Origin of the sequence: Tsukamurella sputi, assembly GCF_007858445.1 — a bacterium.
Taxonomy (GTDB): Bacteria; Actinomycetota; Actinomycetes; order Mycobacteriales; family Mycobacteriaceae; genus Tsukamurella; species Tsukamurella sputi.
In genome coordinates this window covers 21,383-44,496 of record NZ_VIGV01000014.1, presented here as the reverse complement: position 1 = coordinate 44,496, position 23,114 = coordinate 21,383, and the positions used below count along the sequence as shown (strand labels likewise).

Below are 23,114 nucleotides of genomic sequence, written 5' to 3'. Positions count from 1 at the left end.
TGGACGGCCCGATGTGCCGTGGGGAATCAGCCCTCGATGATGGCGGTGATGCCCTGCCCGCCGGCGGCGCAGATGGAGATCAGCGCGCGACCGCCGCCGTTCTCCTTGATCTGCTTCGCGGCCGAGGCCACGATGCGGCCGCCGGTCGCGGCGAAGGGGTGGCCGGCCGCGAGCGACGAGCCGTTGACGTTCAGCTTCGCGCGGTCGATCGAGCCGAGCGGCTTGTCGAGGCCGAGGCGGTCCTTGCAGTACTCGGGCGATTCCCAGGCCTGCAGCGTCGCCAGCACGACGGAGGCGAAGGCCTCGTGGATCTCGTAGAAGTCGAAGTCCTGCAGCGTGAGGCCGTTGCGCGCCAGCAGCTTCGGCACCGCGTAGGTCGGCGCCATGAGCAGGCCGTCCTTGCCGCCGACGTAATCCACGGCCGAGTACTCGACGTCCTTGAGGTAGGCGAGCACGGGCAGGCCGCGCTCGGCCGCCCACTCGTCGGAGGACAGCAGCACCGTCGACGCGCCGTCCGTGAGGGGCGTGGAGTTGCCGGCCGTCATGGTCGCGTCGCCCAGCGAGACGCCGAAGACGGGCTTGAGCGTGGCGAGCTTCTCGACCGTCGAGCCGGGCCGCAGGTTGTCGTCGCGGGTGAGCCCGAGGTACGGGGTGATCAGGTCCTCGAAGAAACCGCGATCGTAGGCGGCGGCCATGTTCTTGTGGCTGAGGTAGGCCAGCTCGTCCTGCTCAGCGCGCGAGACGCCGAACTCCTTGGACGTGATGGCGGCGTGCTCGCCCATCGACATGCCGGTGCGCGGCTCGCCGTTGCGCGGGATGTCGATGCCGAGGTTGCCGGGGAGCTTGCCGACCAGCTTGAGGCGGTCGACGGTGCTCGACGCGCGGTTGAGCTCGAGCATCACCTTGCGCATGCCCTCGGAGACGCCGATCGGGGCGTCGGAGGTGGTGTCGACGCCGCCGCCCACGGCCGCCTCGTAGCGGCCGAGCTGGATGCCCTGGGCCGCGGCGTTGATCGCCTGCAGGCCGGTGGCGCAGGCCTGCTGCACGTCGAACGCCGGGGTGTACGGGCTCAGCGGGCTGCCGAGCACCGACTCGCGGATCAGGTTGAAGTCGCGGCTGTGCTTGAGCACCGCGCCGCCGACCACGGCACCGAGCTGCTCGCCCTGCAGATTGAAGCGGCTCACGAGACCATTGAGCGCAGCGGTGAACATGTCCTGATTGCTCGCCTTGGCGTACGCGCGATCCGAGCGGGCGAACGGGATGCGGTTGCCACCGAGGATGGCGACCGGGCGGGTTTCGATGTTGGCCACGGGTTTCTCCCTGGAATCGAGGGTTGCTACTACCGAGTATTCTTACTCTGAAGTAAGTTGCTTGTCGATAGCCTATCGGAACCCCACACGGATGAGGTACCCCACATGCCTGATGCACCCAGCACGGACTTCTACGCGGCCTTCGTGAAGTCGGGCCCCGGCTCCTTCCTGGCCAGCCGGCTCGGACTGCCGCAGCCGCCGGTCCTCCGCCGCTACCAGGCCGGCAAGCCCGCTCTCGGCGGCCCCGTCCTCCTTGGCGGCAAGGGACGCCTCGTCGAGCCCGTGCGCGAGCTGCTCGCGGACTACGACCTCGTCGTCAACAACGGCGGCGCCCGCGGCGCCGAGAAGCTGGGCGGCGCGGTCTTCGACGCCACCGGCATCACCTCGATCGACGAGCTCGTCGGCCTGTTCGAGTTCTTCGGCCCGCAGATGCGCTCGCTCGGCAACAGCGCCCGTCTCGTGGTGCTCGGCACCACCCCCGAGCTGATCGAGGACCTCGACGAGCACATCGTCCAGCGCGCCCTCGAGGGCTTCACGCGCTCCGTCGCCAAGGAGCTGCGCGACGGTGCCACCGCCCAGCTCGTCTACGTGCATCCGGGCGCCGCCACCGGCGCGTCGGGCCTGGCCTCGACGCTGCGCTTCCTGCTGTCGGGCAAGTCGGCCTACGTCGACGCGCAGGTCATCCGCGTCACCGACAAGGACGCGACCGCGCCCGCCGACTGGGACAAGCCGCTCGCCGGCAAGGTCGCCCTGGTCACCGGCGCCGCGCGCGGCATCGGCGCCACCATCGCCGAGGTCCTCTCGCGCGACGGTGCGCACGTCATCGCCGCCGACATCCCCGCCGCCGGCGAGGCCCTCTCGGAGGTCGCGAACAAGGTCGGCGGCACCGCGCTGCCCCTCGACGTGACCTCCGCGGACGCGGGCAAGAAGATCGCCGAGCTGGTCAAGTCCCGCCACAGCGGCCTCGACATCATCGTCAACAACGCCGGCATCACCCGCGACAAGCTGCTCGCCAACATGGACGAGGGCCGCTGGAACTCGGTCATGGCCGTCAACCTCAAGGCGCCGAAGCAGCTGGTCGACGACCTGCTCGCCGAGGACGCTCTGAACGAGGGCGGCGCCGTCGTCGACGTCTCGTCGATCGCCGGCATCGCGGGTAACCGCGGCCAGACCAACTACGGCGCGACCAAGGCCGGCGTGATCGGCCTCGTCGACGCGTACACCCCGGTGCTCGCGAAGAAGAACATCACCATCAACGCCGTCGCGCCCGGGTTCATCGAGACCGCCATGACCGCGGCGATCCCGCTGGCCACGCGCCAGGCCGGCCGCCTCATGAACTCGCTGCAGCAGGGCGGCCAGACCGTCGACGTCGCGGAGACCATCGCCTACTTCGCCGCGCCGGCCTCGGCGGCGGTGACGGGCAACGTCGTGCGCGTCTGCGGTCAGAGCCTGCTGGGGGCCTGATCATGGCCGATAACGTGACCGTGCTGCAGGCACCGCCGTCGAGCCTGTCGGTGCTCACGCGCGGACTGCGCGGCATCCTGCCCGTGGTCGGCAAGCAGGGCCCGCTGAAGCCGGAGACCGCGCTGCCCTCCCGCTCCGTGGAGCTGACGGTGACCGTCGACCCCGCGCGTGTCGGCGAGTACTGCGAGGTCGTGGGACTGAAGAACACCGGCGAGGTGCCGGTGATGTACCTCTACGTGCTCTCCTTCCCGCTGATCATGGACCTGTTCCTGGCGGACGACTTCCCCGCCGCGGCCGTGGGTTCCGTACACGTGGAGAACACGATCACGCGGCGCCGCCGCGTGGTGCCGGGTGAGTCGCTGACGCTGCGCACGTCGGTGGGCAACCTGCGGGAGCACCGCAAGGGCATGCTCCTCGACTTCACGACGGAGTTCACCGATGCGTCCGGTGCGTCGGTCGCCTCCGAGGTGTCGACGATGCTCATCCAGCAGCGCACGTCGCTGTCGGGTGAGCCGTCCGGGCCCGCGCCGAAGGAGGGCCGCCCCGGCGCCCCCGACGCGCTGCTGTCCGTGAACGGCTCGCTGATCCGGCAGTACGCCGGCGTCAGCGGCGACCGGAACCCGATCCACATGTCGCCGATCGGCGGCAAGGCCTTCGGCTTCCCGTCGTCGATCGCGCACGGCGCGTGGACCGCCGCCGCGATGCTGCGCGTCGTCGAGGGGCACGTCCCCGACGCGGTGGTGCACCACGTGCGGTTCGGCAAGCCGGTGATCCTGCCCGCACGCATCGGCCTGTACGTCGCGCGCGACGAGGCCACCGGCGGCACCGAGATCATCGCGAAGGATCTCAAGAAGGGCTTCCCGCACGTGACGGCCACCGTCACGCCGCTGTAAGTCCTGTTCTCCGACGGTGCCCGCCCGGCTTCGGCCGCGGCGGGCATCGTCGTCTCGGGACGGCACATCGAGTGGAGCGTCCAGCCGCGGCGGGCCGGGCGGTAATCGTTCACGAGCCATGCGTCCCGCGCATGGCTGTCTTGTCCCCGTTCAAGCGACTTTTCGATCGTCGAGCGACGCGCCGCGCGCGCGGCCACCGGTCAGCTGCGCAAGTCGTCACCATCCAGGTAGGCGCGCAACGCGTCCCGCCGAGCCGCAATGCACTCCACGCAACGGCACATGCGCTCCCACTCGTCCTCGACCGCACGCCGCGCATCGGGATCGAGGTGTTCTGCGGAAATTCCGCCCGCACCGGACGCCGCAGCAAGGACGTCGGCGACGAGGCGCGTGGGAATCCCCGCCGAGACGAGATCCCGCACCTCCTCAGCCCGCCCGATCAGATCGTGGGAGTAGTCCCGATAGCCGTTCGCGGCCCGGTCGGGCACAACGAGACCGACGTCCTCGAAATGCCGCAGACTCCGCTCGCTGATTCCCGTCAACGCCGCGAACTCACCGATCCGCACGAACACCCCCTCGTTCTTGACATTGACGCTAGCGGGAATGTTCGAGCATCGCTCGTATGACGATCACCGCGATTCACGACCGCGTCCTCGGCGACGACAATGGGACTCCGATCCTCCTCATCCACGGATTCACCGTCGACCACCGGATCCTCCTCCCGATCGACGACCTGTTCGCGCGCTCGCCCCACTCGTGGCGACGCCACTACATCGACCTGCCCGGCTTCGGGCGCAGCCCTGCCGGCCCCGACATCGACGGCGTCGATGCTGTCGCTGCGGCCGTCACGCAATACGTCGATCACCATTTCGGGAGCGATCCGTTCGCGGTCGTCGGGAACTCACTGGGCGGCGCACTCGCCCGCCACGTCGCGTGTTCGACGCCCGACCGCGTCCTCGGCCTGTGCCTTCTCGTACCGTCGGTGGCCCCACTCACTGAACGCACGCTCCCGGTGCGCACCCGATTCGACGTGGACGAGACACTGCTGGACGCTCTGAACACTGACGACCGCGCGATGTACGAGGACATGGCCGTCGATCTGACCACCTCGAACTGGGAACGGTACCGACGCGCAGTGTTACCCGGCCTCCGTTCCTACGATCGTGCGGCGGCTGCGCGAATCCGGAGCGACTTCACCCTGGCGGTGCCGCCCGAGTCACGGCTGACCGCCCCGCTGGCGGCCCCGTCACTGCTGGTCACAGCGCGGCAGGATTCCGTCGTCGGCTACATCGACCAACTTCGACTCCTCCGGCATTACGACCGGATGACGACGACGATCGTCGACCGCGCGGGCCACAACGCACACATCGACAGGCCTACGCTCGTACGGGCCGCCGTCGCCGATTGGGTCGACCGGATGGTCAGCGAGGGCGTTCCGCGGCGCTTGGCCGGCGCTCCGCCACAGAGCTGAGCACAGCCTCCGCGACGATACGGCAACACGTATTCTCGATTCATGTCGACAGATCGCCGGGCGACGACGCAGCACGACCTGACCATCGCGGGGTACGTACTGGCTGTTTTCGTGGTCATTGACGTCGCGATGTGGTTGTGGGGGACGACGTTTCCGGGTGATATGGCGCTACTGGCGCTGTCGTTCGCGGGTGGAGCGTTCCTGCTCCTGGGCTGGCTCGCCCACCTCGCTGTATGGGCGTTCGCGGTCCGGCGGTTCGCGTGGCAGTTGCTGATCATCCCGCTCATCGGGGTTCTCGCGATCGGGCTGCGATTCACGGGCGCCGTCCCCGACGCCCGCTGGGGCTACGACGAGCCGCGGCTGCGGGCCGCGGCGGAGCGGATGCTCGCGGACCCGGAGGCCGAGATCTTCGACTACGAGTCGAGGTCGATCGGCACGCAGGAGGTCTACTCCGCGTCGAAGCGGGACGGGGTGGTGAGGTTCCACATCGCGGGCCCGTCGATCAGCACCACGCAGCTGGCGTACCACCCCGTGGGAGCCACGCCGGCCGACGCGACACGGACGCGCATCACCCACCTGTCCGGCCGATGGTGGCTGGAACTCTCCGATTGAGGCGCGAGCCGTGCGCGAGGCGCATGGCTCATCAGCCTCAGCGCCCGCGCCGAACCTACTCCGGCCGCTCGCCGCGGATGCCGCCCCAGAGGAACGAGGTCATGATCTCGACGGCGCGGTCGAGCTCGACCTTCCCGGTGGCCAGACGGTCCGCGATCGCCTCGCCGGAGCCGACGAGGGCGACGGCGTAGAGCTCGAAGTCCGTGTCCTCCGGCGCGTACTTGGCCGCCTCGCGGAGCAGCACCGCCGTCATCTCGACGACCCGCTCCCGGCTGTTCTCGGACAGCGCGGCGAACGCGGCCTGACCCGTGGTCTCCCGGTACATCACGCGCCAGGCGTCGCGGTTCTCGTCGACGTACTTGAGGAAGCCCGCGATCACGGACCGCAACCGCTGCAGCGGCGGCAGGGTGGGGCTGGCGTCGAACTCGATGCTCCGCATGAACTTGCCGGCCTCGCGGGTCACGCACGCCGCGAAGAGTTCGTCCTTGGAGCCGTAGTACAGGTACAGCATCGGCTTGCTGATCTGCGCCTCGCGGGCCACCGCGTCCATCGACGTCTCGTAGAAGCCGTTGCGCGAGAACACCTTGATGGCGGCGTCCAGCATCTGCTGCTCGCGCACCGCGCGCGGCAAACGCTTCGTACCACCGGCCATCGGCGTCCTCCTTACTCTCGAGTCAGATCCTAGCCCACAAGGTTACTCATAAGTAAGTTACGGCGAATCGCCCGGACATCAGCAGCTTACGGCGTGCTTCGCGCGCGCCACGCGCAGCACCGAATCGTCGAGCTGCTTCGCCGGGATCCGCTTCGCCTTCACCGCGGCCTCCACCGCGTCGAGCGCCGCGCCCAGCTGGTCCGTCGAGATCCACAGTGCCACATCGGCACCCGCCTCGAGCGCTTTCGTGACCGCCTGCGGAACGCTGAACTCGTTCGTGATGGCCTTCATGCCCGACAAGTCGTCGGTGAAGATCGGCCCGTCGAAGCGCTTCGCGCCGTACCCGGCACCGTCGCGCAGGAGACGCATCGTCGCGGGACTCAGGCTCGTGGGCAAGCCCGGCTCGGTCAGCCCCGGCACCGTCAGGTGGCCCACCATCACACCCGCGTCGCCGGCGTCCACCGCCGCACGGAAGGGGATCAGGTCCTTCTGCTTGAGCTGGTTCAGGGGCGGCACGCTCACGCCGCCCTGATGCGAATCGCCCGACGAGCTGCCGTGCCCCGGGAAGTGCTTGAACACCGGATAGACGCCGCCGTCACGCAGCCCCGCGGCGAAGGCCTGCGAGTACTTCACCACCACCGCGGGATCGTCCGAGTACGAGCGGTCGCCGATCACGGAGTCGGCGGGCTGCGCGGAGACGTCCGCATCGGGCGCGAAGTCGACGGTGATCCCCATCGACTTCATGAGCCTGCCGACCCGCTCGCCCTCGGCCCGCGCCTGGGCGACGGTCATCGTCTTCGCGAGCTGCCGCGCCGAGACCAGGTTCGCGCCCGGCACGCGGGAGACGCGGCCGCCCTCCTCGTCGACGGAGACCATCGCCGGCACCTTCCCCGCCTTCGCCACGGCCTGCAGCGTGCCGCCGGAGAAGACCGAGCGGTCGGTCCAGCTGCCGATGAACACCCCGCCCACGCCCTGCTGCACGGCGCGACGGGCGTCGGCGGCGTCCTTCACGCCCACCATGAGCAGCTGCCCCGCCTTCTCCCGCATCGAGAGCTTCGCTAGCAAGTCCGTGCCGCAGGTCGCCGGGCGTCCAGGACCCGACGACGGTGCCGCCGACGCGGTCGACGAGGGGGCCTGCGCGACGGTCGCCGTCGTCGGCGCCGCGTCCGGCGTCGACGGGCCGCACGCGGCGACCGTGGCCGCCGCGATCGTCAGGATCGTGAGGTTCCGAAACTTCTGCATCGCGCCCCAGTCTGTCAGACCGCTCCGGCGCGAGGGACTTCGTCCTGATTCCTCCCCGTTTCTGCAGGTCTAGGAGTATCTCCGGGGTGCCGAACCGGGTGCGGCGGACGTACCGTGCACCGGTGAGTGTCGCGATTCCCGCTTCGGCCTGGCTGCACGACTGGCGCGTCGACGTGCTCGGTGTCGCGGCTGTGGTGCTGGCCGCCGCCTACCTGTGGGCCGCGCGCGGACGCGCCGTGCCGCTCGCTCGACGGGTCGCCTTCGTCGCCATCGGCTGCCTCACGGCCGTGGCGATCTCGTGCGGCCCGATCACGGACTATGCGCCCCGCCTGTTCTGGGTGCGCGCACTGCAGATCACCCTCCTGCTGTACGTCGTCCCGCTCGGGCTGGCGGCGGGGACGCCGGTCACCGTCTTCGGTGCCCGACTCTCCCCCGCCCGACGGTCCGCCGCGCTGCGCGCGCTGCGCAGCCCCGCGGCACGGGTGCTCGGGCACCCGGCGATCGGCTCGGGCCTGCTGCTGGTGACGCCGTGGCTGCTGCTGTTCACGGGGTGGAACCTCGCCGCGATGCGCAGCCCCGCCCTCGACCTGCTCACCCGGTGCCTGCTGGTGACCGCCGGTTTCGTCTACTTCTACACCCGGATCCAGGCCGATCCGGTGCCGCGCCGGTACCCGCAGGGCCTGTCACTGCTGATCACGCTCGTCGAATCGCTCGCCGACGGGATCCTGGGGATCGTCGTCTGGCTCGGGCCTCTGCTCTACACCGCGCACTACGCGGCGCTGGGGCTCGACGAGGACCGGATGCGACTGTCGCAGACCGTCGGAGCGGGGATGCTGTGGCTGCTGGCGGACCTGTTCGGCCTGCCCTTCCTGGTGATCCTCATGTTCGCGCTGCGCCGCGAGGACGCGGCCCGGCAGGTGCGTGAGGACGCCGCCGAGGACGCCCGCGAGGGTGCGCGGGCCGACAGCAACGACGCGACCGGGGGCGCACCGTCGACCGGGCTGTGGTGGGAGTCGGATCCCGAGCTCGCCCACCGGTACCGCCGCTGACACGCCCGAACTTGCATCTTGCAACCGAGTCGGATCGGCGTAACCTGGAGGCATCAGGTAACCGTGAAGATCGAGGTGATCCGCATGAGTGTCCCCGTCAAGGTTCTGATCGCGTACGACGGTTCCGAGTCCTCCCAGCGCGCCGTCAAGTACGCCAGCAAGGTGCTCGCGCAGGGCCGGGACGCCGAGGCGATCGTCGTCACCGCCTGGGAGTCCACGATCCACCAGGCCGCGCGGCTGTCCGCGATGTCGGGCGTGGCCGGCGCCGGCGCGGCCGAGACCGCGCTGACCCGCGAGAGCGACGTGGTGCACGCCGAGGCCAAGAAGACCAACGAGCAGGGCGTCGAGCTGGCGGCCGCGGCCGGGTTCACCGCACACGGCGAGCTGATCGAGGTCTCCACCACCGTCTGGACCGCGATCATCTCCGCGTCGGACACCTTCGACGTAGACGTGATCGTCTCCGGCAGTCGCGGGATCTCGGGCGTCAAGGCGCTGTGGCACTCGTCGGTCTCGGAGCACGTGCTCCGCGGCTGCAAGCGGCCGGTCATGATCGTGCCGTCGGGCTGCGCCGAGCTCGACCTGTAGACTCTCCGGCATGGACCGCACCTCGATCATCGCCAGCGCCACCGCCGCGCTCGCCGGCATCGTCGTCGCCGTGGCCCTCGCACTGGTGAGCGGCGCGGCCGTCGCGCAGACGTCGCCGACCACCGATGTCAACACCGTGTCGAAGGACAAGGGCTTCCTGCAGGGCTCGTCGAACTACGGCGAGCGCGACGACTCGGGTGCCAACAAGTAACCCGCAGCTCCCTGACGAACCCCTGACCCGCCGCGCAGGCGCGTGGGCGTTCGTCGCCCTGCTCGCACTGAGTTTCCTCAGCGCCCCCGGCAAGATCGTCGCCGATACCAAGCTCGATCTCACGGCGAATCCGATCGGCTTCCTCTCCCGCGCGGCGAACGTCTGGTCCAGCCAGTCCCCGCTCGGCCAGGTGCAGAACCAGGCCTACGGCTACTTCTTCCCGCACGGCGCCTTCTTCGCGCTCGGACAGTTCCTGCACGTCCCGCCGTGGATCACGCAGCGCCTGTGGTGGGCGCTGCTGCTGTTCGCCGGCTTCTGGGGGATCATCCGCCTCACCGAGGCGCTGCGCACCGGCTCGCGCGGCAGCCGCATCGTGGCGGCCGCCGCGTTCGTGCTGGCCCCGCAGGTGCTCACGACACTGGGCGCGATCAGCTCCGAGACCGCACCCGTGATGCTGGCGCCGTGGGTGCTGCTGCCGCTGGTGCAGATGCTGCAGGGGCACGACGCCCCGCTGCGCAATCTCGCGGCCCGGTCAGCGGTCGCCGTCGCGCTGATGGGCGCGGTGAACGCCGTGGCCACGGGCATCGCGTGCGCGGTCGCCGCGCTGTGGTGGCTGCTGCACGCGCGCGTCGGCCGGGGTACCCGACGGTTCTGGACGTTCAGCGCCTGGTGGGCGGTGTGCGTCGCGCTGGCCACCACCTGGTGGATCGTGCCGCTGCTCATCATGGGCCGCGTCAGCCCGCCCTTCCTCGAGTTCATCGAGTCCTCCCGCGCCACCACGCAGTGGGCCTCGCTGCCGGAGGTACTGCGCGGCACCACGTCGTGGAGCCCGTTCATCTCCGACGAGCGCGCCGCGGGCGCCATGCTCACCACCTCCCCCGCGGCCGTGGTCGTCACGGGCCTCGTCGCGTGCGCCGGGATCGCGGGGCTCACCATGCGGCGCATGCCCAAGCGCGGAGTCTGGGCGACGGTGCTGCTCGTCGGGCTGGCGGGGATCGGCGCGGGGTACGCGAGCGGCCTCGGCTCCCCGTTCGCCGAGCCCGTCCGGGTCTTCTTGGACAGCGTCGGCACGCCCCTGCGCAACGTCTACAAGATCGAGCCCTTCCTCCGGTTGCCGCTGGTCCTGGGCCTAGCGCACCTGCTGGCCCGGGCGCCACTGCCCGGCACCGTCGACCTGCGGCGCGTGCGGCGGGCGCTGGCGCACCCCGAGAACGACCGGTTGGCCGCCGGGGCGCTCGCCGTCGTCGTGGTGCTGGCGCTCGCGGGCGGCATGGCGTGGACGGGCAAGCTCGCGCCCCGCGGGCCCTACGACAGGATCCCCGACTACTGGTCGGAGGCGGCGGGCTGGCTGTCCGCCCACGCGGCGGGAACGGCCCCCGGCCAGGCCCGCGCCGAGCGCGCCCTGGTGGTGCCGGGCGCCCCGTTCGGAGCGCAGCTGTGGGGCCTCACCCGCGACGAGCCGCTGCAGCCCCTCGCCGAGACGCCGTGGGCCGTGCGCGACGCCATCCCGCTGAACCCGCCCGGCGCCATCCGCGCGCTCGATTCGGTGCAGCGGCTCTTCAGCGCCGGCACGCCGTCGGCGGGCCTGGCCGCGACGCTGCGCCGCCAGGGCATCTCCTACCTCGTGCTGCGTGCCGATCTGGACCCCGGCACGTCGCGCTCCGCCCGGCCCGCGCTGGCGCGGTCCGCGATCGAGGGCTCGCCCGGGATCAGCGAGGTCGCGCGCTTCGGCCCCGACGTCGCGCCGCCGACGGTCGAGAAGGTGGTCGTCGACTCGGGGCTGCGGCCGCCGCTGCCCGCCATCACCATCTACCGGGTCGACGGTGCCGTCCCCACCGGCCCGTACGTCGCCGACCTGGCGTCGATGCCACGTATCGCGGGCGGCCCGGAGTCGCTGCTCGGGCTGCAGGCCGACGCCGCGACGTCGGGGCGCCGCGAGCTCGGGGCGGCTCTGCTCGCCTCGGACGCCGCTGCCGCGGGCCTGCCCGACGGTCCGCTCACCGTCACCGACACGCCCAAACGGCGCGAGACCGACTACGGGCGGGTCGACGATCACAGCTCCGCGATCCGCACCGCGAGCGAACCGCGCCGCACGCTCAACCGGCTGCCCGACTACCCCGCGGCGGGCCTCGTCGACGGGACGTGGGAGGGCGCGACGGTCTCCGCATCCAGCTCCGCGGCCGACGCGACGCAGTTGGGCACCGTCCTCCCCGGCGCGGGCCCGGCCGCCGCGGTGGACGGCGACAAGAACACCGCGTGGGTCTCCTCCGGCCTCGACCACGCGATCAACCAGTGGCTGCAGTTCACGCTGCCCGAGCCCCGTGCGGACCTCGCGATGACGGTGACCGTCGGGCGGGCGCTGGGGCCGGCGGTCACGCGCCTGCTGATCACCACCGAGGCCGGCACCGTCTACTCCGACCCCGTCACGGCGGGCACGCCGATCACGCTGGTCGCGCCGTCGGAGCCCACGCGCTGGGTGCGGATCACCGCCGCGGAGACCGCGGACCGCACCTGGGGCAACCAGTTCGCGATCACCGAGGCGCAACTCACCGACGCGCGCAGCGGGCAGGCGATCCCGGCCCGGCACGACGTCGCACTCCCGGCGTCCGGGCCCGCGCAGCGCTGGGTCTTCGGCCAGGACACCATGGGCCGCTCCGGCTGCGTCGTCACGCCCGACGAGCACGGCGGCCCCGGACCGGTGCAGTGCGCCGACATCGCCATCGGCCCGGAGGAGCCGGGGCAGCTGCGGCGCACCGTCGACGGCCCCGGTTCCCCGGCGGTGACCGCCGCGTTGACGGTCCGGTCGCGGCCCGGACAGGCCCTCTCCGCGCTCCTCGCCGATCCGGCGGCGCCGTCGGCGTTCGCGGAGTCCGCGGTCGGCGACGGGCGGGCCAGCTCCGCCGCGGCCGTCGACGGCGACCCGAACACCGTGTGGTCGGCGCCCCAGTCGGTCACCGAGCCCACGTCGCCGAAGCCGGTACTGCGGCTGCGTCTGCCGTCGCCGCAGGTCGTGAGCGGTCTGACGCTGCGCCTACCGCGCGGCGAGGCGCCCGCGCACCCCACGCGGATCGGCGTCGACCTGGGCACGGGACGGCAGGTGCGCGAGGTCCCCGAAGGCTCCGGTTCCGGTGAGGTGACCGTCAAGGTCGACCCGGCGGTGACGGACTCGATCTCGATCTCCCTGCTCGACTGGGACGAGCGGATCAACATCAACGACTTCGGCTTCCCGGAGAAGATGGCGCCCGGCCTGGCCGAGGTGCGAGCCGTCGGCCCCGACGGGACGCCCGTCCCCGGCTCGGAACCCGCCCCCGCGGACCGTCCGGTCGTGGTGCCGTGCGAGGCCGGCCCGACGGTGCGCGTCGGCGACCGGGTGCTGCGGTTCCGCATCGAGGCGGGGGCACGGGAACTGCGCGACGGCGCGCCCGTCCGCGCGATCGCCTGCGATCCCGCGCCGGTGGCCCTTCCCGCCGGGCGGCAGCAGGTCGTGGCGTCGCCGGGGGCGGCCTTCAGCGTCGACACGGTGACCCTGGACGCCCCCGGTTCCGACGGCGCCGGCCCGCGCGACGAGGGCGTGAAGATCCAGAGCTGGACCCCGGACCGCCGGGTCGTGACAGTCAGTGACGCGGGTGCCGACCAGGTGCTGGTCGTTCCCGAGAGCCGCAACTCCGGGTGGTCCGCCACCGGGCCCGACGGTGCGCCCCTGCGCGCCGTCACCGTCAACGGCTGGCAGCAGGGCTGGGTGGTGCCGAAGGGCACCGAGGGTGCCGTCACCCTCCGTTTCGGACTCAACGCCCCGTATCGGATCGGCCTGTTCGGCGGCCTTTCCCTGCTCGTGATCCTCGCCGCTCTCGCGCTCGTCTCCGGTTCCCGGCCGCGAACGCCGGGTGAGCCGGTGCGTGCATGGCAGCCGGGCGTCCTCGCCGGGCTGGGCGTGGGCGCGGTGGCCTTCGTGCTGAGCGGCTGGCCGGGCCTCGCCCTGTGGGCGGCGACGGGCCTCGCGACCTGGATCGTCTCCGGGCTGCACGTCTCCGCGGACCGTCGGGCGGCGTTGCGGGTGTTCGGCGCCTCCGGTTTCGTGCTGGCGGGGATGCTTCTACTCGCGACGGGCCCGTGGCACGCCGAGGCCGGCTATGTGGGCCACGGCCCCTGGCCGCAGGGCCTCGCTCTGACGGGCGTGCTCCTGATGGCGTGGTCGACGGTGCCGCCCGCCCGGTTCCCGCGTCGCCGCGGCAGTGGCGGGCCGGGGGCCGGCGAGGCCGCGACTGAGGTGCTGCGGCTACCGGGGTGCCGGTAGGTAGATCGGGGACTCGTCGAACCAGCGACGGGCTTCGTCGTTCCGCCACAACAGGATCGGCACCGCGATCGTTGCAACGAGCCCGATGCACGTGAGGGCGAAGACACACGCCGAGACGGTCGCCAGCGTCCGACCGCCGCGGCCGCGCAGCAGCCGGATTCCCGCGACCACGCCGAGGATCACCGCGGTCCACACGATCGCCGCCACCGTGAGGTCCGCCGCCACTTGTGCCGACGAGACCGCCGGGGGTCGGTTCGGGTTCGAGTTCGATCCGAGGAAGCCGAGCAGGGTCAGGGCGCTCAGGACGAGGAGGATGACCGCCGCGGCGACGACGGACGACGGCGTCGAGCGGACCGGCGGCGCGGCGAAGCCGAACTCGTACACACCGTCCTCGTCCATGAACATCCGTGCCGAGAACCACACGGGGTGGCCGTGAACCGCCATGACACCCCTGAGCTGCTCGAACAACGGCGCGAGTTCCGCGGCCGCGGCACCACCGACATCCGGTCGACCGTCCACCCGCAGGAAGAGCGAGCCGACTCCGCCCGTGACGGATGCCGTGTACACGACCTCGACATCCGACCAGCCGCGGCGGCTCGACTCGACCCGACCGAACAGCACATCCGCGATCTGCTGCTCCACGGCCCCCACCATCTGCACCACCGGATCCCCCTCTCCTCGTTCGACGTTCACAGAACGTAGTGACCCGAGAGGCGTTGAAACTATGGTTTGTGATGGAAAACACCCACCCAGGTTGGGTGTTCCTCGTCGCGCAGGGGCGCAGCGAACTACCCCACCGGCGCGACGGGCTCCGGCGGCTCGATCCGGGCCGGCGCAGCCTCGGCGGGCTGAGCCACCGCGGACCGTCGGGCCTCGCGACGGGCCAGCCAGCGGCGGGCGGGCTCCTCGATCCAGGCGTAGCTCAGTGCTGCGACCGCGACGGAGAAGACGAACGTCAGGAGCGTCACCTTCACCATGTTCCCGTGGAAGGGAACGATGGCGAACAGCGGGAAGACCGCTTTGAGCACCACGAGGTGCCAGATGAAGATGCCGTACGACCAGCGGCCCAGCGCCAGCATCGGCCCCGAGCCGAGCCGGCCCGACGGTGCGCCCGCGGGCGCGAGCACCAGGGGCGCCAGCAGCAGGAAGCCGAGCACCCCGCCCAGCCCCATCCGTACGGCGAACTGCCACGCGGCGGGGGTGTCGAGGGTCACCGGGCCGCCGAGCGGTGTGCAGACCACCGCGAAGACCACGAGCGCCGCGGGCCAGCAGACCCGCCGTCGCGCCCACCGGCGGACGATCCCGAACCGGGAGGCGGGCGCGCTCACGATCTCGGCGAGGATGATGCCCGCCACGAACCACGGCACGTACGAGGGCAGCCAGTTGTGGTGGTTCACCCCCGCGGGCAACGGCAGGGCGGCGCCCACCCACACCCAGCTCAGAGATACCGCCGCGACGGCGAGCACCAGCGGCACCCGCCACCGCGCCGACGGCCCGCGCAACCGCACCAGGGCCAGCGCGGCGAGCGGGAGCAGCAGGTAGAAGAGCATCTCCACTGACAACGACCACATCTGCGTGAGGCCGTCGGTGAGCGAATAGGGCACGAAGACCTGCGTCAGCGTGAGGTTGGCGAGCCACGTCGAGCCCGACGGGGCCGTCGGCCGGGGCAGCAGCGCCAGCGCGACGACCGCGACCACGAGGTACGCGGGCATGATGCGCACGAAACGGGATCGGTAGTACCGCCCCGTCGACGGACCGGAGGTCGACGACCATGCGGACCGGGCGTGCGCGCGCCACAGCAGGAATCCGGAGAGCCCGAAGAAGAGGGCAACGGCCATGTCGAACCGGCCCCACACCCGTCCCATCACCGAATCACCCACCTGACCTGTTTGGAAGGCGGTGTGGGTGAGCATCACGGCGACGGCCGCGCACGCGCGCATGCCCTCGAGTGCGGGCACGAATCCGGTCGCACCCGCAGGCTTTGCAGATGCGAATTCGCTGGTCCCGACGGTGTTCATCGCCCACCGAATCTACCCGGGAATCCGGCTTGCCCCGCGCGCGAGGGCCGTGCCACCCCGGTACCACCTGTAGGCTCGGGTACTTGGAAGGGAGCGCGCGACCGCGTGCCCCTGCGGCGTGTGCGAACGACGCACGCGCTCCACAAGAGATGTGAGGAGACACTTCGATGGCGGTAGGCCGTAGCCGGCTGGCACGCGTTATCGGTCCGATCCTGATCTTTTTGGGCGCGCTGCTGATCACGGCCGCGATCGCCGGACCGGCGTACGTCGCGGGCAAGCTGACGACGATTCCGCTGGACATCGACACCACGACGGTGGCGAAGTCCGAGAAGGCCGCGGACTCCCAGGCGGACGCCGACTTCCCCGCGAAGTCGCTCGACCTGTGCTCGATCGGTAAGGGCAAGGCCGTGGTCAACGACGTCTCCGTGCAGACGCAGACCCGGACGCTGGTGACCACCCCGTCGGACAAGTCGACGATGACGGTGCAGTCCGGCATGTCGATGGTCGTGCCGTCGATCAAGACGAAGGGCGAGCCGCGGCACCCCGAGCTCACCGGCGCGGTGAAGAACGAGCGCCCGTGCGACGACGGCCTGGTGCAGGCCTGGCTGGACCGCGTCTCCCTGGACCGCGAGACGGGCAAGCCCACCGGCAAGACCTCCGAGGCCACCTACTCGCCCGGTGAGAGCACCCCGGCCGTGAAGATCGCCGACCGCAAGGGCCTGCAGTACCGCTTCCCGGCGGGTACCACGCAGGACGGCAAGTACGAGTTCTTCGACCTGATCACCCGCAGCAACGTGGGCCTGAAGTTCGTCGAGGAGAAGGAGGTCAGCGGCACCAAGACGCTGCACTTCCAGGGCCAGCAGAGCTGGGTCGATCTGTCGACCATCCGTGAGGGCAACGACCCGACGCTCGGCACCGTGCTCACGATGCCCGCGAGCTGGTGGGGCATCGGCGGCGTCGATCCCAAGGACGACATCACGCTGAACCGCTGGGCGAAGACGGACGTGGACCTGTGGGTCGACCCGACCTCGGGCATCATCGTCGACCAGTCGCTGCACTACACGCAGCAGTTCCGCCTGCCGGGCCAGGTGGCCCCGAACACCCCGAAGCCGGTCCGCGACTTCAAGCTCGACGTCTTCGACGCCAAGCAGCGCTGGGTCGACGCGACGGTCCGCTCGCAGGCGGAGGCCGCGAAGTCGGCGCAGAACAAGATCGCGGTCGCGAAGTACGTGGTCCCCGTCGCGGGCGGCGTGCTCGGCGTCATCGCCCTGGGCCTGGGCGTCTTCGCCCTGCTCCTGGGCCGGAAGGCGGCTCCGGCAGGCGGTCCCGGCACCGGTGGCCGTGCGGTCGCCACGGGCGGCCGCGACGATGCGGCGCCCACGGCCCCGCTCGACGAAGATCCGGTCACGGCCCCGAACCTCGACGAGGAGCCCGCGACCGAGGCGTTCAGCGCTCAGCCGCAGCCCGACGAGGCCCGGACCGAGGCGATCGACTTCCGCAAGCGCGACGAGCGCTGACGGTCACGACCGCACCGACCACCATCACCGCCGCGAGCGCACACAGCGCCGCGGCGGTGATCATTTCGGTGGGGGTGCGCGGCACGACGAGCAGGATCGCCGCCTCGACGGCGACCACGGCCCAGGCGAACAGCGCCATCCCCGTGCGTTCGACGGCGATGGCGTACAGCAGTAGGCCCTGGAGCAGCGCCAGCAGCGCGCCCTGGGCCGCGAACAACCACAGCAGCCCCTGCACCGGCCGGTAGTCCTCGCCGGCGAGCACCGTCGCCAGGGGGGCACAGACCGCCGCCCCGGCCACGCAGGCGAGCCCCAGGCCCGTCAGGAGGGTCACGACGGTGCGCAGGGCCCCGCGGGCGCGGTCCGGCGTGGCCAGCTGCGGGTAGAAGACGACGCCCACGGCCTGCGGCAGCCAGAAGGCGACCTTCGCCGCGACCGCCCCGAGCGCGTAGGTCCCGGCGGCGGCGGCGCCGAGCACGGGGCGAGAGAGCAGCAGGTCGAGCGAGGCGAAGACCACCAGCACCAGTTGCACGGAGCTGGCGCCGAGCACGGCGCGCACGCCCGCGTCGGGGCCCGCCGCGTGCCCCGACGGGTCTCCGGCGAGCGCCCGCCCGACCGCGGCCGCGACGAGGGCGCCCACCGTCGTACCGAGGAGCGCCGGCCCCGGGCCCAGCAACAGCCCGGGAACGGTGAAGGCGAGCTTGCCGACCCCTGCGACAGCGAGCAGGGCCGCGAGCCTGCCGAAGCGCCGCTCCCCCTGCAGGAGCCCCTGCTCGACGGCGAGCAGCACCAGCGCGGGCGCCGCGGCGAGCGCCGCGGCGGCCGTGATCGGACGGGTGTGCAGCCCGACGGCCGCCAGCGGCACCGCGACCAGGGCGAGCAGGCCCGAGCCCACCGCGATCCGCCGGCCGAGTGCCCGCATCTGCGCGGCACCGGCCCCACGGACGACCTGCCGCGCGACGACGGTCTGCAGCGCGAGCGCGGGCACCGCGAGGATGAGGGAGAGCTGCAGGAGCGAGGCGAACTCGCCGTAGCCCGACGGTCCCAGCCAGCGACTCGCCGGCAGATGCACGAGGTACGAGCACAGGTTCGCCAGAAGCGAGCCGATCGTCACCCACGCCAGACCACTCACCCGGCCATTGTGTCAGTAGGGTGACGGTGATGAGATCGCGCGACCTGGCCCTCGCCGCCTGGTCCGGTGTGCTCGCCGTCGTCGTCCTCGGCCCGCTGACGGCGTCGCTCGGCGGGGGCCGGTACCTGCTGCTCCGCGACGCCGTCTCCACGCCCCGCTCGTACCTCACCGACACGGCGCTCGGCCTCGGCGAGAACGCCGCCCGCGCCACCCCGCAGGACTGGGTGATCGCGCTCGGCTCGCAGGTGGTCGACGGTGGCGCGCTGGTCACCGCTCTACTTCTGGTCGCGATGGTGGCGGCGGGATGGGGCTTCGGGCGCTGCGCTCTCGCGGTACTCGAGGCCGTCGGCCGGCCCGCGCGGCTGGGCGCCGGTCTCGCCGCGGCGACGGTGGGGCTGTGGAACCCGTTCGTCGCGGAGCGGCTGCTGCAGGGGCACTGGAGCCTGCTGGCGGGGTACGCGGCGATCGGCTGGGCGGTGGTCGTCGGCCTGCGGATGCAGGGACAGGCGCAGCTCGGGGGCTTCGCCGCGTGCCTGGCCGCGGGCGGCCTGACGCCGACAGGCGCCGTCTTCGCGCTGATCGCGGGCCTGGTCGCGGCGCCCCGGCGGTGGGCCTGGCAGCTGGGGCTGTTCGTCTGCGCGGCGGCGCCGTGGCTGTACCCGTCGCTGGTCTCGGGCAGCGGCGTGCGCGCCGACCCGGCGAGCGTCGCCGTCTTCGCGGCCCGGGCCGAGCCGGGTCTCGGCACGCTCGGCTCACTGCTGGGGCTCGGGGGCATCTGGAACCGGCAGGCCGTGCCCGACGGTGCGCCCTGGCTCTGGACCGCCCTCGCCCTCGCACTGCTGGTGGGCGGGCTCCTCGTGGTGCGCGCGCAGCTGCTCTCCCCTCCCCTGGGACGGTTGGCGCTGCTCGCGCTGTGCGCGGTGGTGCTGCCCGCGCTGGCGGCGACCGGCCCGGGCACGGCGCTGCTCGAGGCGGTGGTGCAGGCGATTCCGGGCAGCGGGCTGCTCCGCGACGGGCAGAAGTGGGTCGCCCTCGCCGTGCCCTTCTTCGCGACGTGCGCCGCGGCGCTGGTGGCCGCTCTGCCCGCCGCCGCGCGGGCGGCGGGCGCCGTGGTGGCGGTCGTCCTGCCGATCGCGGTGCTGCCGGGCCTCGCCTGGGGGGTGGGCGGCGCGCTCGCACCGGTCACCTACCCGGCGGCGTGGCGGACCGTCGCCGATGCCGTGCCCGCGGACCGCGGGTCGGTCGCCGTACTGCCGCCCGGGATGTTCCGGACGTACCCGTACGGGCCCGACGCGCCCGTGCTCGACCCCGCGCCGCGGATGCTCCGGGCGCCCGTCCTGCAGACGGGTGAACTCCGCGTCGGCGCGAAGACCGTCGATCGCGTTCCGGGCGTCGCGTCCGATGCGGAGGATGCGCTGGCCGCCGGCGGCGACGCACTCGCGGGACGGCTCGCGGAACTCGGTGTCGGCTGGGTCCTCGTCGAGGCCGTGGCCGACCGCGGCGAGACCGTCTTCCCGACGGTGCCCCTCCCCGGCCTCACCCTCACGATCGACACACCTGCGCTGCGGCTCTACCGTGTGCCCGGCGCGGTCGCGACGGCCTCGGTACCGCGCACCGAACGGGCGGGGGCATGGGCGGCGCACGCACTGTGGGCGGCGCTCCTGATGGGCGGTGCAGTAGTGGCCGTTTCCGTACGGCGTCCGTGAAAAAGGCTGAACATTTGCATCTCGAACAACAACAAAACCTCTGTTGCCCGGCTATGTAATTAGCACTGCACATAATGCGGCATGGGGCGCCGGATGGGAACCCCTGGCGATTGTCGGGTTTATCACTGAGCTTCCGTCTTTTGCTCCGCTATGGAGTTCGGGATCATGTTCTTCATGATTTCGGGTTTCTCAGAACAGTGGCAGTGCCCGGCGGGAGAGTGGACCGTCTGGGCTCCGGACGCGAACACCAAGGCGGCCATGCGCACCGCACCTGACCTGGGCGTGTGCACCTCCTTCGTCCAGGCCGACCACCTGCGCAGCGGCATCGACGGTGAGGCCTGCACCCGACGTCTCGTGTTCACCACATTCACGATTCACGATGTATTCGACGCGACCACAGCCGAATCCGTCTTCCTCGATTTCGTCCGCGCACACGGCGTTTTCCACACCGCATTCCCCGTTTCGACGAACCTCAATCCGCGCGGCCGCACGCTTTCTCCGGAGCGCATCGAGATCGCCGTGGAAGCCACGTCGGAATCGCACCCCGGCGTGACCGTGAAGGACTACCTCATGGAGAACGTGCCGGAGCTGCACGAGTGGGCGGCGTTCGCCTTCGCCGTGACCGGTGTGGAGAACGCACGCCCCGGCGCCGCGGACCCGCACTTCCAGGTGGTGGTCTGCTCTGACCACCTCTACACCGACGGCGTCTCGCAGGCGGTGTCCTTCTTCGAACTCCTGTCGCGGTACACCGCGGCGCGCAGCGGCACCGAGTTCACGCCGGTACCGGTCCGCGCGCACAGCGAGTTCACCCGCGAACAGCGCACCCTCGCGGCCACCCTCACGCCGACCCACCCCGACGTCGTGCAGTGGCGCGAGACGCTCCGCCGCTCGGGCGGCATGCCCCGCTTCCCGCTACCGCTGGGCCTCGCCGACGGCGAGGCGGCGCCGGGCCGCATCGCGGTGCACGCCTCCTTCATCGACGCCGATCGCACGGCCCGCTTCAGCGCGGCCGCCAAGCGCGCCGGCGCGAACATGAGCAGCGCGCTGCTCGCGGTGCTGGGGCAGGTGCACCGGGCCCTCACCGGCGACGATCTGTTCACCATGCTCATCCCGCGCGCCGACCGCTCCGCCACCGGCGACGCGATGGCCGTCGGCTGGTACGTGACCCTGGTCCCCGTACAGTTCTCCGCCGCCGGCACCTTCGACGAGGTGGCCCGCAACGCGCACGCGGCGGTCTCGGTCGCGAAGCAGCTCGATCGCACCCCCGTCTTCCCCGTCATCGACCTGCTCGCGGACGACCCGGAGTTCCCGGTCGAGCACGGTTTCACGGCGCCGATGCTCTCCTACATCGACGTGACCCGCGTACCGGGTGCGGAACTGGCGCGGCACCACGACTTCTCGGTGTTCGCGAACGCCACCCCGTCGCGCGAGGTCTTCATGTGGATCAACCGCGACGAGGCCGGCCTCGACTTCAACGCCATGCACCCGGACACCACCGCGGCCACCCGGTCCGTCGACACCGTCTTCCGGTTGCTGCGCGACCGCATCATCGAGGTCGCCGACCGCAGCCCCGCTCTCATCCCGGCGTAGGGGCTCCGAGGACGCGCCGCTCGGGGCGCAGGCTCCCGGGGTAGCCGCCCACGCGGGCGACGAGTTCGGCCTGCATCTCCTCGCGGGTGACATCGCGCCGCCGCACCGTGTGCGGCGGCGCGACGCCGAAGGTGATGGAGGGGATCGCCGGGTCGAGTGCCACCGCCGTCACGACGAGGTCGGCACGCACAGCCGGGTCGCCCAGGTCCGACGGTGCCGCCCCCTCGGGAACGGCGACGAGAGTCGGCGTCGCCATCCCCGCCGGCTGGAGGCCCTTGGGGTAGCCGAGAACCCGCTCGGCATCGGCGACGGTCCACCCCACGAGCTCCTCCGAGCGGACCGCCCCTCCGGCCGAGCGACGTTGAATCCACATCGTGAACGCGCCGGCCACCGCGACCATCACCACCACAGACATGCGCAACCGGTCCCCGCTTGCGATCACCGCGCGCAGCGCCACCACGATGAACACGAAAGACACGACGCAGAACCCCGTCCGCTGGCGGAGCGATGACGTGGATTCCAGGCACATCAGCAGAACCGAAGCGGCCATCGCTGCGGCGAGTCCCGTCTCCGCCGAGCTCGCCAGCATTCCGGCACTGGCAGCGACGAGAACGGGTGGCACGTACAGGGCGCCGCCCACCCGCGGTCCGATCGACACTCTGATCACGCCGAAATGCTACATCTCGAATCTTTCGTCGCCCGTCGCATCGGAGTGCTGGGACGCTCGAGGCGGAGGTCGGCGGGGAAGCCGCCGACGCGGGCGTTGAGTTCCTGCTGCAGCCCGGCCCTGATCCGACGGTCCACCCGCGGCGCGAAGGCGACCGGCGCGACGCCGAAGGCGATCCACCGGCCTGCGGGATCGACGGAGACGGCCGTGACCACCAGTCGGGCCCGACGGCGCGGGTCGGCACCGTCGGGCGAAGGACCGTAGGGCACGGCGACCACGACGGGCACGCCGAGGCCGCCCGGCTGCAGGTTGCGCGGGTATCCGAGCAGCCGTTCCGCCTGCGGCACCGTACGGCCGACGAGTTCCTCGGTGCGGATGCGGCCGCCGGAACCCTCGCGGCGCGCCAGCGGGACCAGCGCGCCCAGGATGAGCGTCGCGAGCGCGCCGAAGACCACCCAGAAAGTGCGACCCTCCAGGTGGGCGATCACGACGGAGACGGCGGCGAGGCCGCAGGCCAGGACGTGCACGGCGACCTGGAGGCGGAGGGAACCCGCCGTCGTCACCAGGCCGACGGCGAGGACGGCTACGACGAGGGCCGCGATGCCCCACCGGCGCGTCACCAGCGCCTCGACGAGGCAGGCACCGAAGACGAGCAGGTAGGCGATCCACCATCTGCTCGCCGGCGGCCCCATCAGGACTCTGGTCAT

General features: G+C 71.7%; 20 protein-coding genes. 11 read left to right on the top strand and 9 right to left on the bottom strand.

Annotation, left to right across the window (positions count from 1 at the left end):
- Nucleotides 1–26: 26 nt before the first annotated feature.
- Nucleotides 27–1,310, bottom strand: a complete 1,284-nt coding sequence (locus FK268_RS22235) for an acetyl-CoA C-acetyltransferase (RefSeq protein WP_146437638.1) — start codon at nucleotides 1,308–1,310, stop codon at nucleotides 27–29.
- A 105-nt stretch (nucleotides 1,311–1,415) separates the two neighbouring features.
- Here FK268_RS22235 and FK268_RS22230 point away from each other — a divergent pair, with 105 nt between their 5' ends.
- Together FK268_RS22230 and FK268_RS22225 are read left to right on the top strand one after the other, a co-directional pair.
- Nucleotides 1,416–2,774, top strand: a complete 1,359-nt coding sequence (locus tag FK268_RS22230; RefSeq protein ID WP_146437637.1) for a 3-oxoacyl-ACP reductase — start codon at nucleotides 1,416–1,418, stop codon at nucleotides 2,772–2,774.
- A 2-nt stretch (nucleotides 2,775–2,776) separates the two neighbouring features.
- Nucleotides 2,777–3,667: a MaoC family dehydratase gene (locus FK268_RS22225; RefSeq protein WP_146437636.1), complete on the top strand. Its 891-nt coding sequence runs from the start codon at nucleotides 2,777–2,779 to the stop codon at nucleotides 3,665–3,667.
- A 200-nt stretch (nucleotides 3,668–3,867) separates the two neighbouring features.
- On the opposite strand, the gene FK268_RS22220 is transcribed toward FK268_RS22225, so the two are convergent.
- Entirely contained in the window at nucleotides 3,868–4,230 is a 363-nt protein-coding gene (locus tag FK268_RS22220; protein ID WP_158636193.1) for a MerR family transcriptional regulator, read from the bottom strand.
- A gap of 56 nt (nucleotides 4,231–4,286) precedes the next feature.
- On the opposite strand from FK268_RS22220, the gene FK268_RS22215 reads away from it, so the two are divergent.
- Complete coding sequence (locus tag FK268_RS22215; protein ID WP_146437634.1) at nucleotides 4,287–5,135, top strand: alpha/beta fold hydrolase; 849 nt, start codon at nucleotides 4,287–4,289, stop codon at nucleotides 5,133–5,135.
- A 42-nt stretch (nucleotides 5,136–5,177) separates the two neighbouring features.
- Nucleotides 5,178–5,747, top strand: a complete 570-nt coding sequence (locus FK268_RS22210) for a hypothetical protein (protein ID WP_146437633.1) — start codon at nucleotides 5,178–5,180, stop codon at nucleotides 5,745–5,747.
- Between the two features lie 55 nt (nucleotides 5,748–5,802).
- On the opposite strand, the gene FK268_RS22205 is transcribed toward FK268_RS22210, so the two are convergent.
- Together FK268_RS22205 and FK268_RS22200 are read right to left on the bottom strand one after the other, a co-directional pair.
- Nucleotides 5,803–6,399, bottom strand: coding sequence for a TetR/AcrR family transcriptional regulator (locus FK268_RS22205; protein WP_146437632.1), 597 nt, complete (start codon nucleotides 6,397–6,399; stop codon nucleotides 5,803–5,805).
- 78 nt (nucleotides 6,400–6,477) lie between these two features.
- The gene (locus tag FK268_RS22200; RefSeq protein WP_146437631.1) at nucleotides 6,478–7,641 is read right to left on the bottom strand and encodes a glycoside hydrolase family 3 N-terminal domain-containing protein; all 1,164 of its coding nucleotides are present in this window, start codon (nucleotides 7,639–7,641) and stop codon (nucleotides 6,478–6,480) included.
- Nucleotides 7,642–7,763: 122 nt separating this feature from the next.
- Here FK268_RS22200 and FK268_RS22195 point away from each other — a divergent pair, with 122 nt between their 5' ends.
- The 4 genes from FK268_RS22195 (at nucleotide 7,764) to FK268_RS22180 (ending at nucleotide 13,780) form a co-directional block, all read left to right on the top strand.
- Nucleotides 7,764–8,690, top strand: coding sequence for a cytochrome c oxidase assembly protein (locus FK268_RS22195; RefSeq protein WP_146437630.1), 927 nt, complete (start codon nucleotides 7,764–7,766; stop codon nucleotides 8,688–8,690).
- 84 nt (nucleotides 8,691–8,774) lie between these two features.
- Nucleotides 8,775–9,275 carry a universal stress protein gene (locus FK268_RS22190; RefSeq protein WP_146437629.1) on the top strand — a complete coding sequence of 167 codons (501 nt, stop codon included), beginning with the start codon at nucleotides 8,775–8,777 and terminating at the stop codon, nucleotides 9,273–9,275.
- A 10-nt stretch (nucleotides 9,276–9,285) separates the two neighbouring features.
- A complete protein-coding gene (locus FK268_RS22185) occupies nucleotides 9,286–9,486 on the top strand; it encodes a DUF2613 family protein (protein ID WP_068740648.1) in 201 nt (66 codons plus the stop codon).
- A complete protein-coding gene (locus FK268_RS22180; RefSeq protein ID WP_146437628.1) occupies nucleotides 9,401–13,780 on the top strand; it encodes an alpha-(1->3)-arabinofuranosyltransferase in 4,380 nt (1,459 codons plus the stop codon). The genes FK268_RS22185 and FK268_RS22180 overlap by 86 nt, the downstream gene beginning before the upstream one ends.
- On the opposite strand, the gene FK268_RS22175 is transcribed toward FK268_RS22180, so the two are convergent.
- Together FK268_RS22175 and FK268_RS22170 are read right to left on the bottom strand one after the other, a co-directional pair.
- Nucleotides 13,763–14,443, bottom strand: coding sequence for a hypothetical protein (locus tag FK268_RS22175; RefSeq protein ID WP_146437627.1), 681 nt, complete (start codon nucleotides 14,441–14,443; stop codon nucleotides 13,763–13,765). The genes FK268_RS22180 and FK268_RS22175 overlap by 18 nt on opposite strands.
- Before the next feature lie 125 nt (nucleotides 14,444–14,568).
- Nucleotides 14,569–15,798 (bottom strand): acyltransferase family protein, encoded by a 1,230-nt coding sequence (locus tag FK268_RS22170; protein WP_146437626.1) that lies wholly within the window; start codon nucleotides 15,796–15,798, stop codon nucleotides 14,569–14,571.
- Nucleotides 15,799–15,965: 167 nt separating this feature from the next.
- On the opposite strand from FK268_RS22170, the gene pgfA reads away from it, so the two are divergent.
- On the top strand, nucleotides 15,966–17,315 hold the full coding sequence (gene pgfA, locus FK268_RS22165) for a cell envelope lipid trafficking protein PgfA (RefSeq protein ID WP_146437625.1): 1,350 nt from the start codon (nucleotides 15,966–15,968) through the stop codon (nucleotides 17,313–17,315).
- Here pgfA and FK268_RS22160 read toward each other — a convergent pair.
- On the bottom strand, nucleotides 17,245–18,444 hold the full coding sequence (locus tag FK268_RS22160) for a lipopolysaccharide biosynthesis protein (protein ID WP_146437624.1): 1,200 nt from the start codon (nucleotides 18,442–18,444) through the stop codon (nucleotides 17,245–17,247). The two genes, pgfA and FK268_RS22160, sit on opposite strands and share 71 nt — an antisense overlap.
- A gap of 29 nt (nucleotides 18,445–18,473) precedes the next feature.
- Between FK268_RS22160 and FK268_RS22155 the strand changes: the two genes are divergently transcribed.
- Nucleotides 18,474–20,150: an MmpA family trehalose lipid delivery protein gene (locus tag FK268_RS22155; RefSeq protein WP_146437623.1), complete on the top strand. Its 1,677-nt coding sequence runs from the start codon at nucleotides 18,474–18,476 to the stop codon at nucleotides 20,148–20,150.
- A 258-nt stretch (nucleotides 20,151–20,408) separates the two neighbouring features.
- Nucleotides 20,409–21,740, top strand: coding sequence for a condensation domain-containing protein (locus FK268_RS22150; protein ID WP_231707222.1), 1,332 nt, complete (start codon nucleotides 20,409–20,411; stop codon nucleotides 21,738–21,740).
- Here FK268_RS22150 and FK268_RS22145 read toward each other — a convergent pair.
- The gene (locus tag FK268_RS22145) at nucleotides 21,727–22,407 is read right to left on the bottom strand and encodes a hypothetical protein (RefSeq protein WP_146437621.1); all 681 of its coding nucleotides are present in this window, start codon (nucleotides 22,405–22,407) and stop codon (nucleotides 21,727–21,729) included. The genes FK268_RS22150 and FK268_RS22145 overlap by 14 nt on opposite strands.
- The gene (locus tag FK268_RS22140; protein WP_146437620.1) at nucleotides 22,404–23,114 is read right to left on the bottom strand and encodes a hypothetical protein; all 711 of its coding nucleotides are present in this window, start codon (nucleotides 23,112–23,114) and stop codon (nucleotides 22,404–22,406) included. Before FK268_RS22140 ends, FK268_RS22145 begins: the two co-directional genes overlap by 4 nt.

What these genes read in the sequence shown, in the direction of transcription:
- FK268_RS22180 (WP_146437628.1), top strand. Translation starts at nt 9,401, where the DNA reads ATGTCAACACCGTGTCGAAGGACAAGGGCTTCCTGCAGGGCTCGTCGA.
- FK268_RS22230 (WP_146437637.1), top strand. Translation starts at nt 1,416, where the DNA reads ATGCCTGATGCACCCAGCACGGACTTCTACGCGGCCTTCGTGAAGTCG.
- FK268_RS22210 (WP_146437633.1), top strand. Translation starts at nt 5,178, where the DNA reads ATGTCGACAGATCGCCGGGCGACGACGCAGCACGACCTGACCATCGCG.
- pgfA (WP_146437625.1), top strand. Translation starts at nt 15,966, where the DNA reads ATGGCGGTAGGCCGTAGCCGGCTGGCACGCGTTATCGGTCCGATCCTG.
- FK268_RS22200 (WP_146437631.1), bottom strand. Translation starts at nt 7,641, where the DNA reads ATGCAGAAGTTTCGGAACCTCACGATCCTGACGATCGCGGCGGCCACG.
- FK268_RS22185 (WP_068740648.1), top strand. Translation starts at nt 9,286, where the DNA reads ATGGACCGCACCTCGATCATCGCCAGCGCCACCGCCGCGCTCGCCGGC.
- FK268_RS22155 (WP_146437623.1), top strand. Translation starts at nt 18,474, where the DNA reads ATGAGATCGCGCGACCTGGCCCTCGCCGCCTGGTCCGGTGTGCTCGCC.
- FK268_RS22170 (WP_146437626.1), bottom strand. Translation starts at nt 15,798, where the DNA reads ATGAACACCGTCGGGACCAGCGAATTCGCATCTGCAAAGCCTGCGGGT.
- FK268_RS22140 (WP_146437620.1), bottom strand. Translation starts at nt 23,114, where the DNA reads ATGACCAGAGTCCTGATGGGGCCGCCGGCGAGCAGATGGTGGATCGCC.
- FK268_RS22225 (WP_146437636.1), top strand. Translation starts at nt 2,777, where the DNA reads ATGGCCGATAACGTGACCGTGCTGCAGGCACCGCCGTCGAGCCTGTCG.
- FK268_RS22190 (WP_146437629.1), top strand. Translation starts at nt 8,775, where the DNA reads ATGAGTGTCCCCGTCAAGGTTCTGATCGCGTACGACGGTTCCGAGTCC.
- FK268_RS22215 (WP_146437634.1), top strand. Translation starts at nt 4,287, where the DNA reads ATGACGATCACCGCGATTCACGACCGCGTCCTCGGCGACGACAATGGG.
- FK268_RS22150 (WP_231707222.1), top strand. Translation starts at nt 20,409, where the DNA reads ATGCGCACCGCACCTGACCTGGGCGTGTGCACCTCCTTCGTCCAGGCC.
- FK268_RS22205 (WP_146437632.1), bottom strand. Translation starts at nt 6,399, where the DNA reads ATGGCCGGTGGTACGAAGCGTTTGCCGCGCGCGGTGCGCGAGCAGCAG.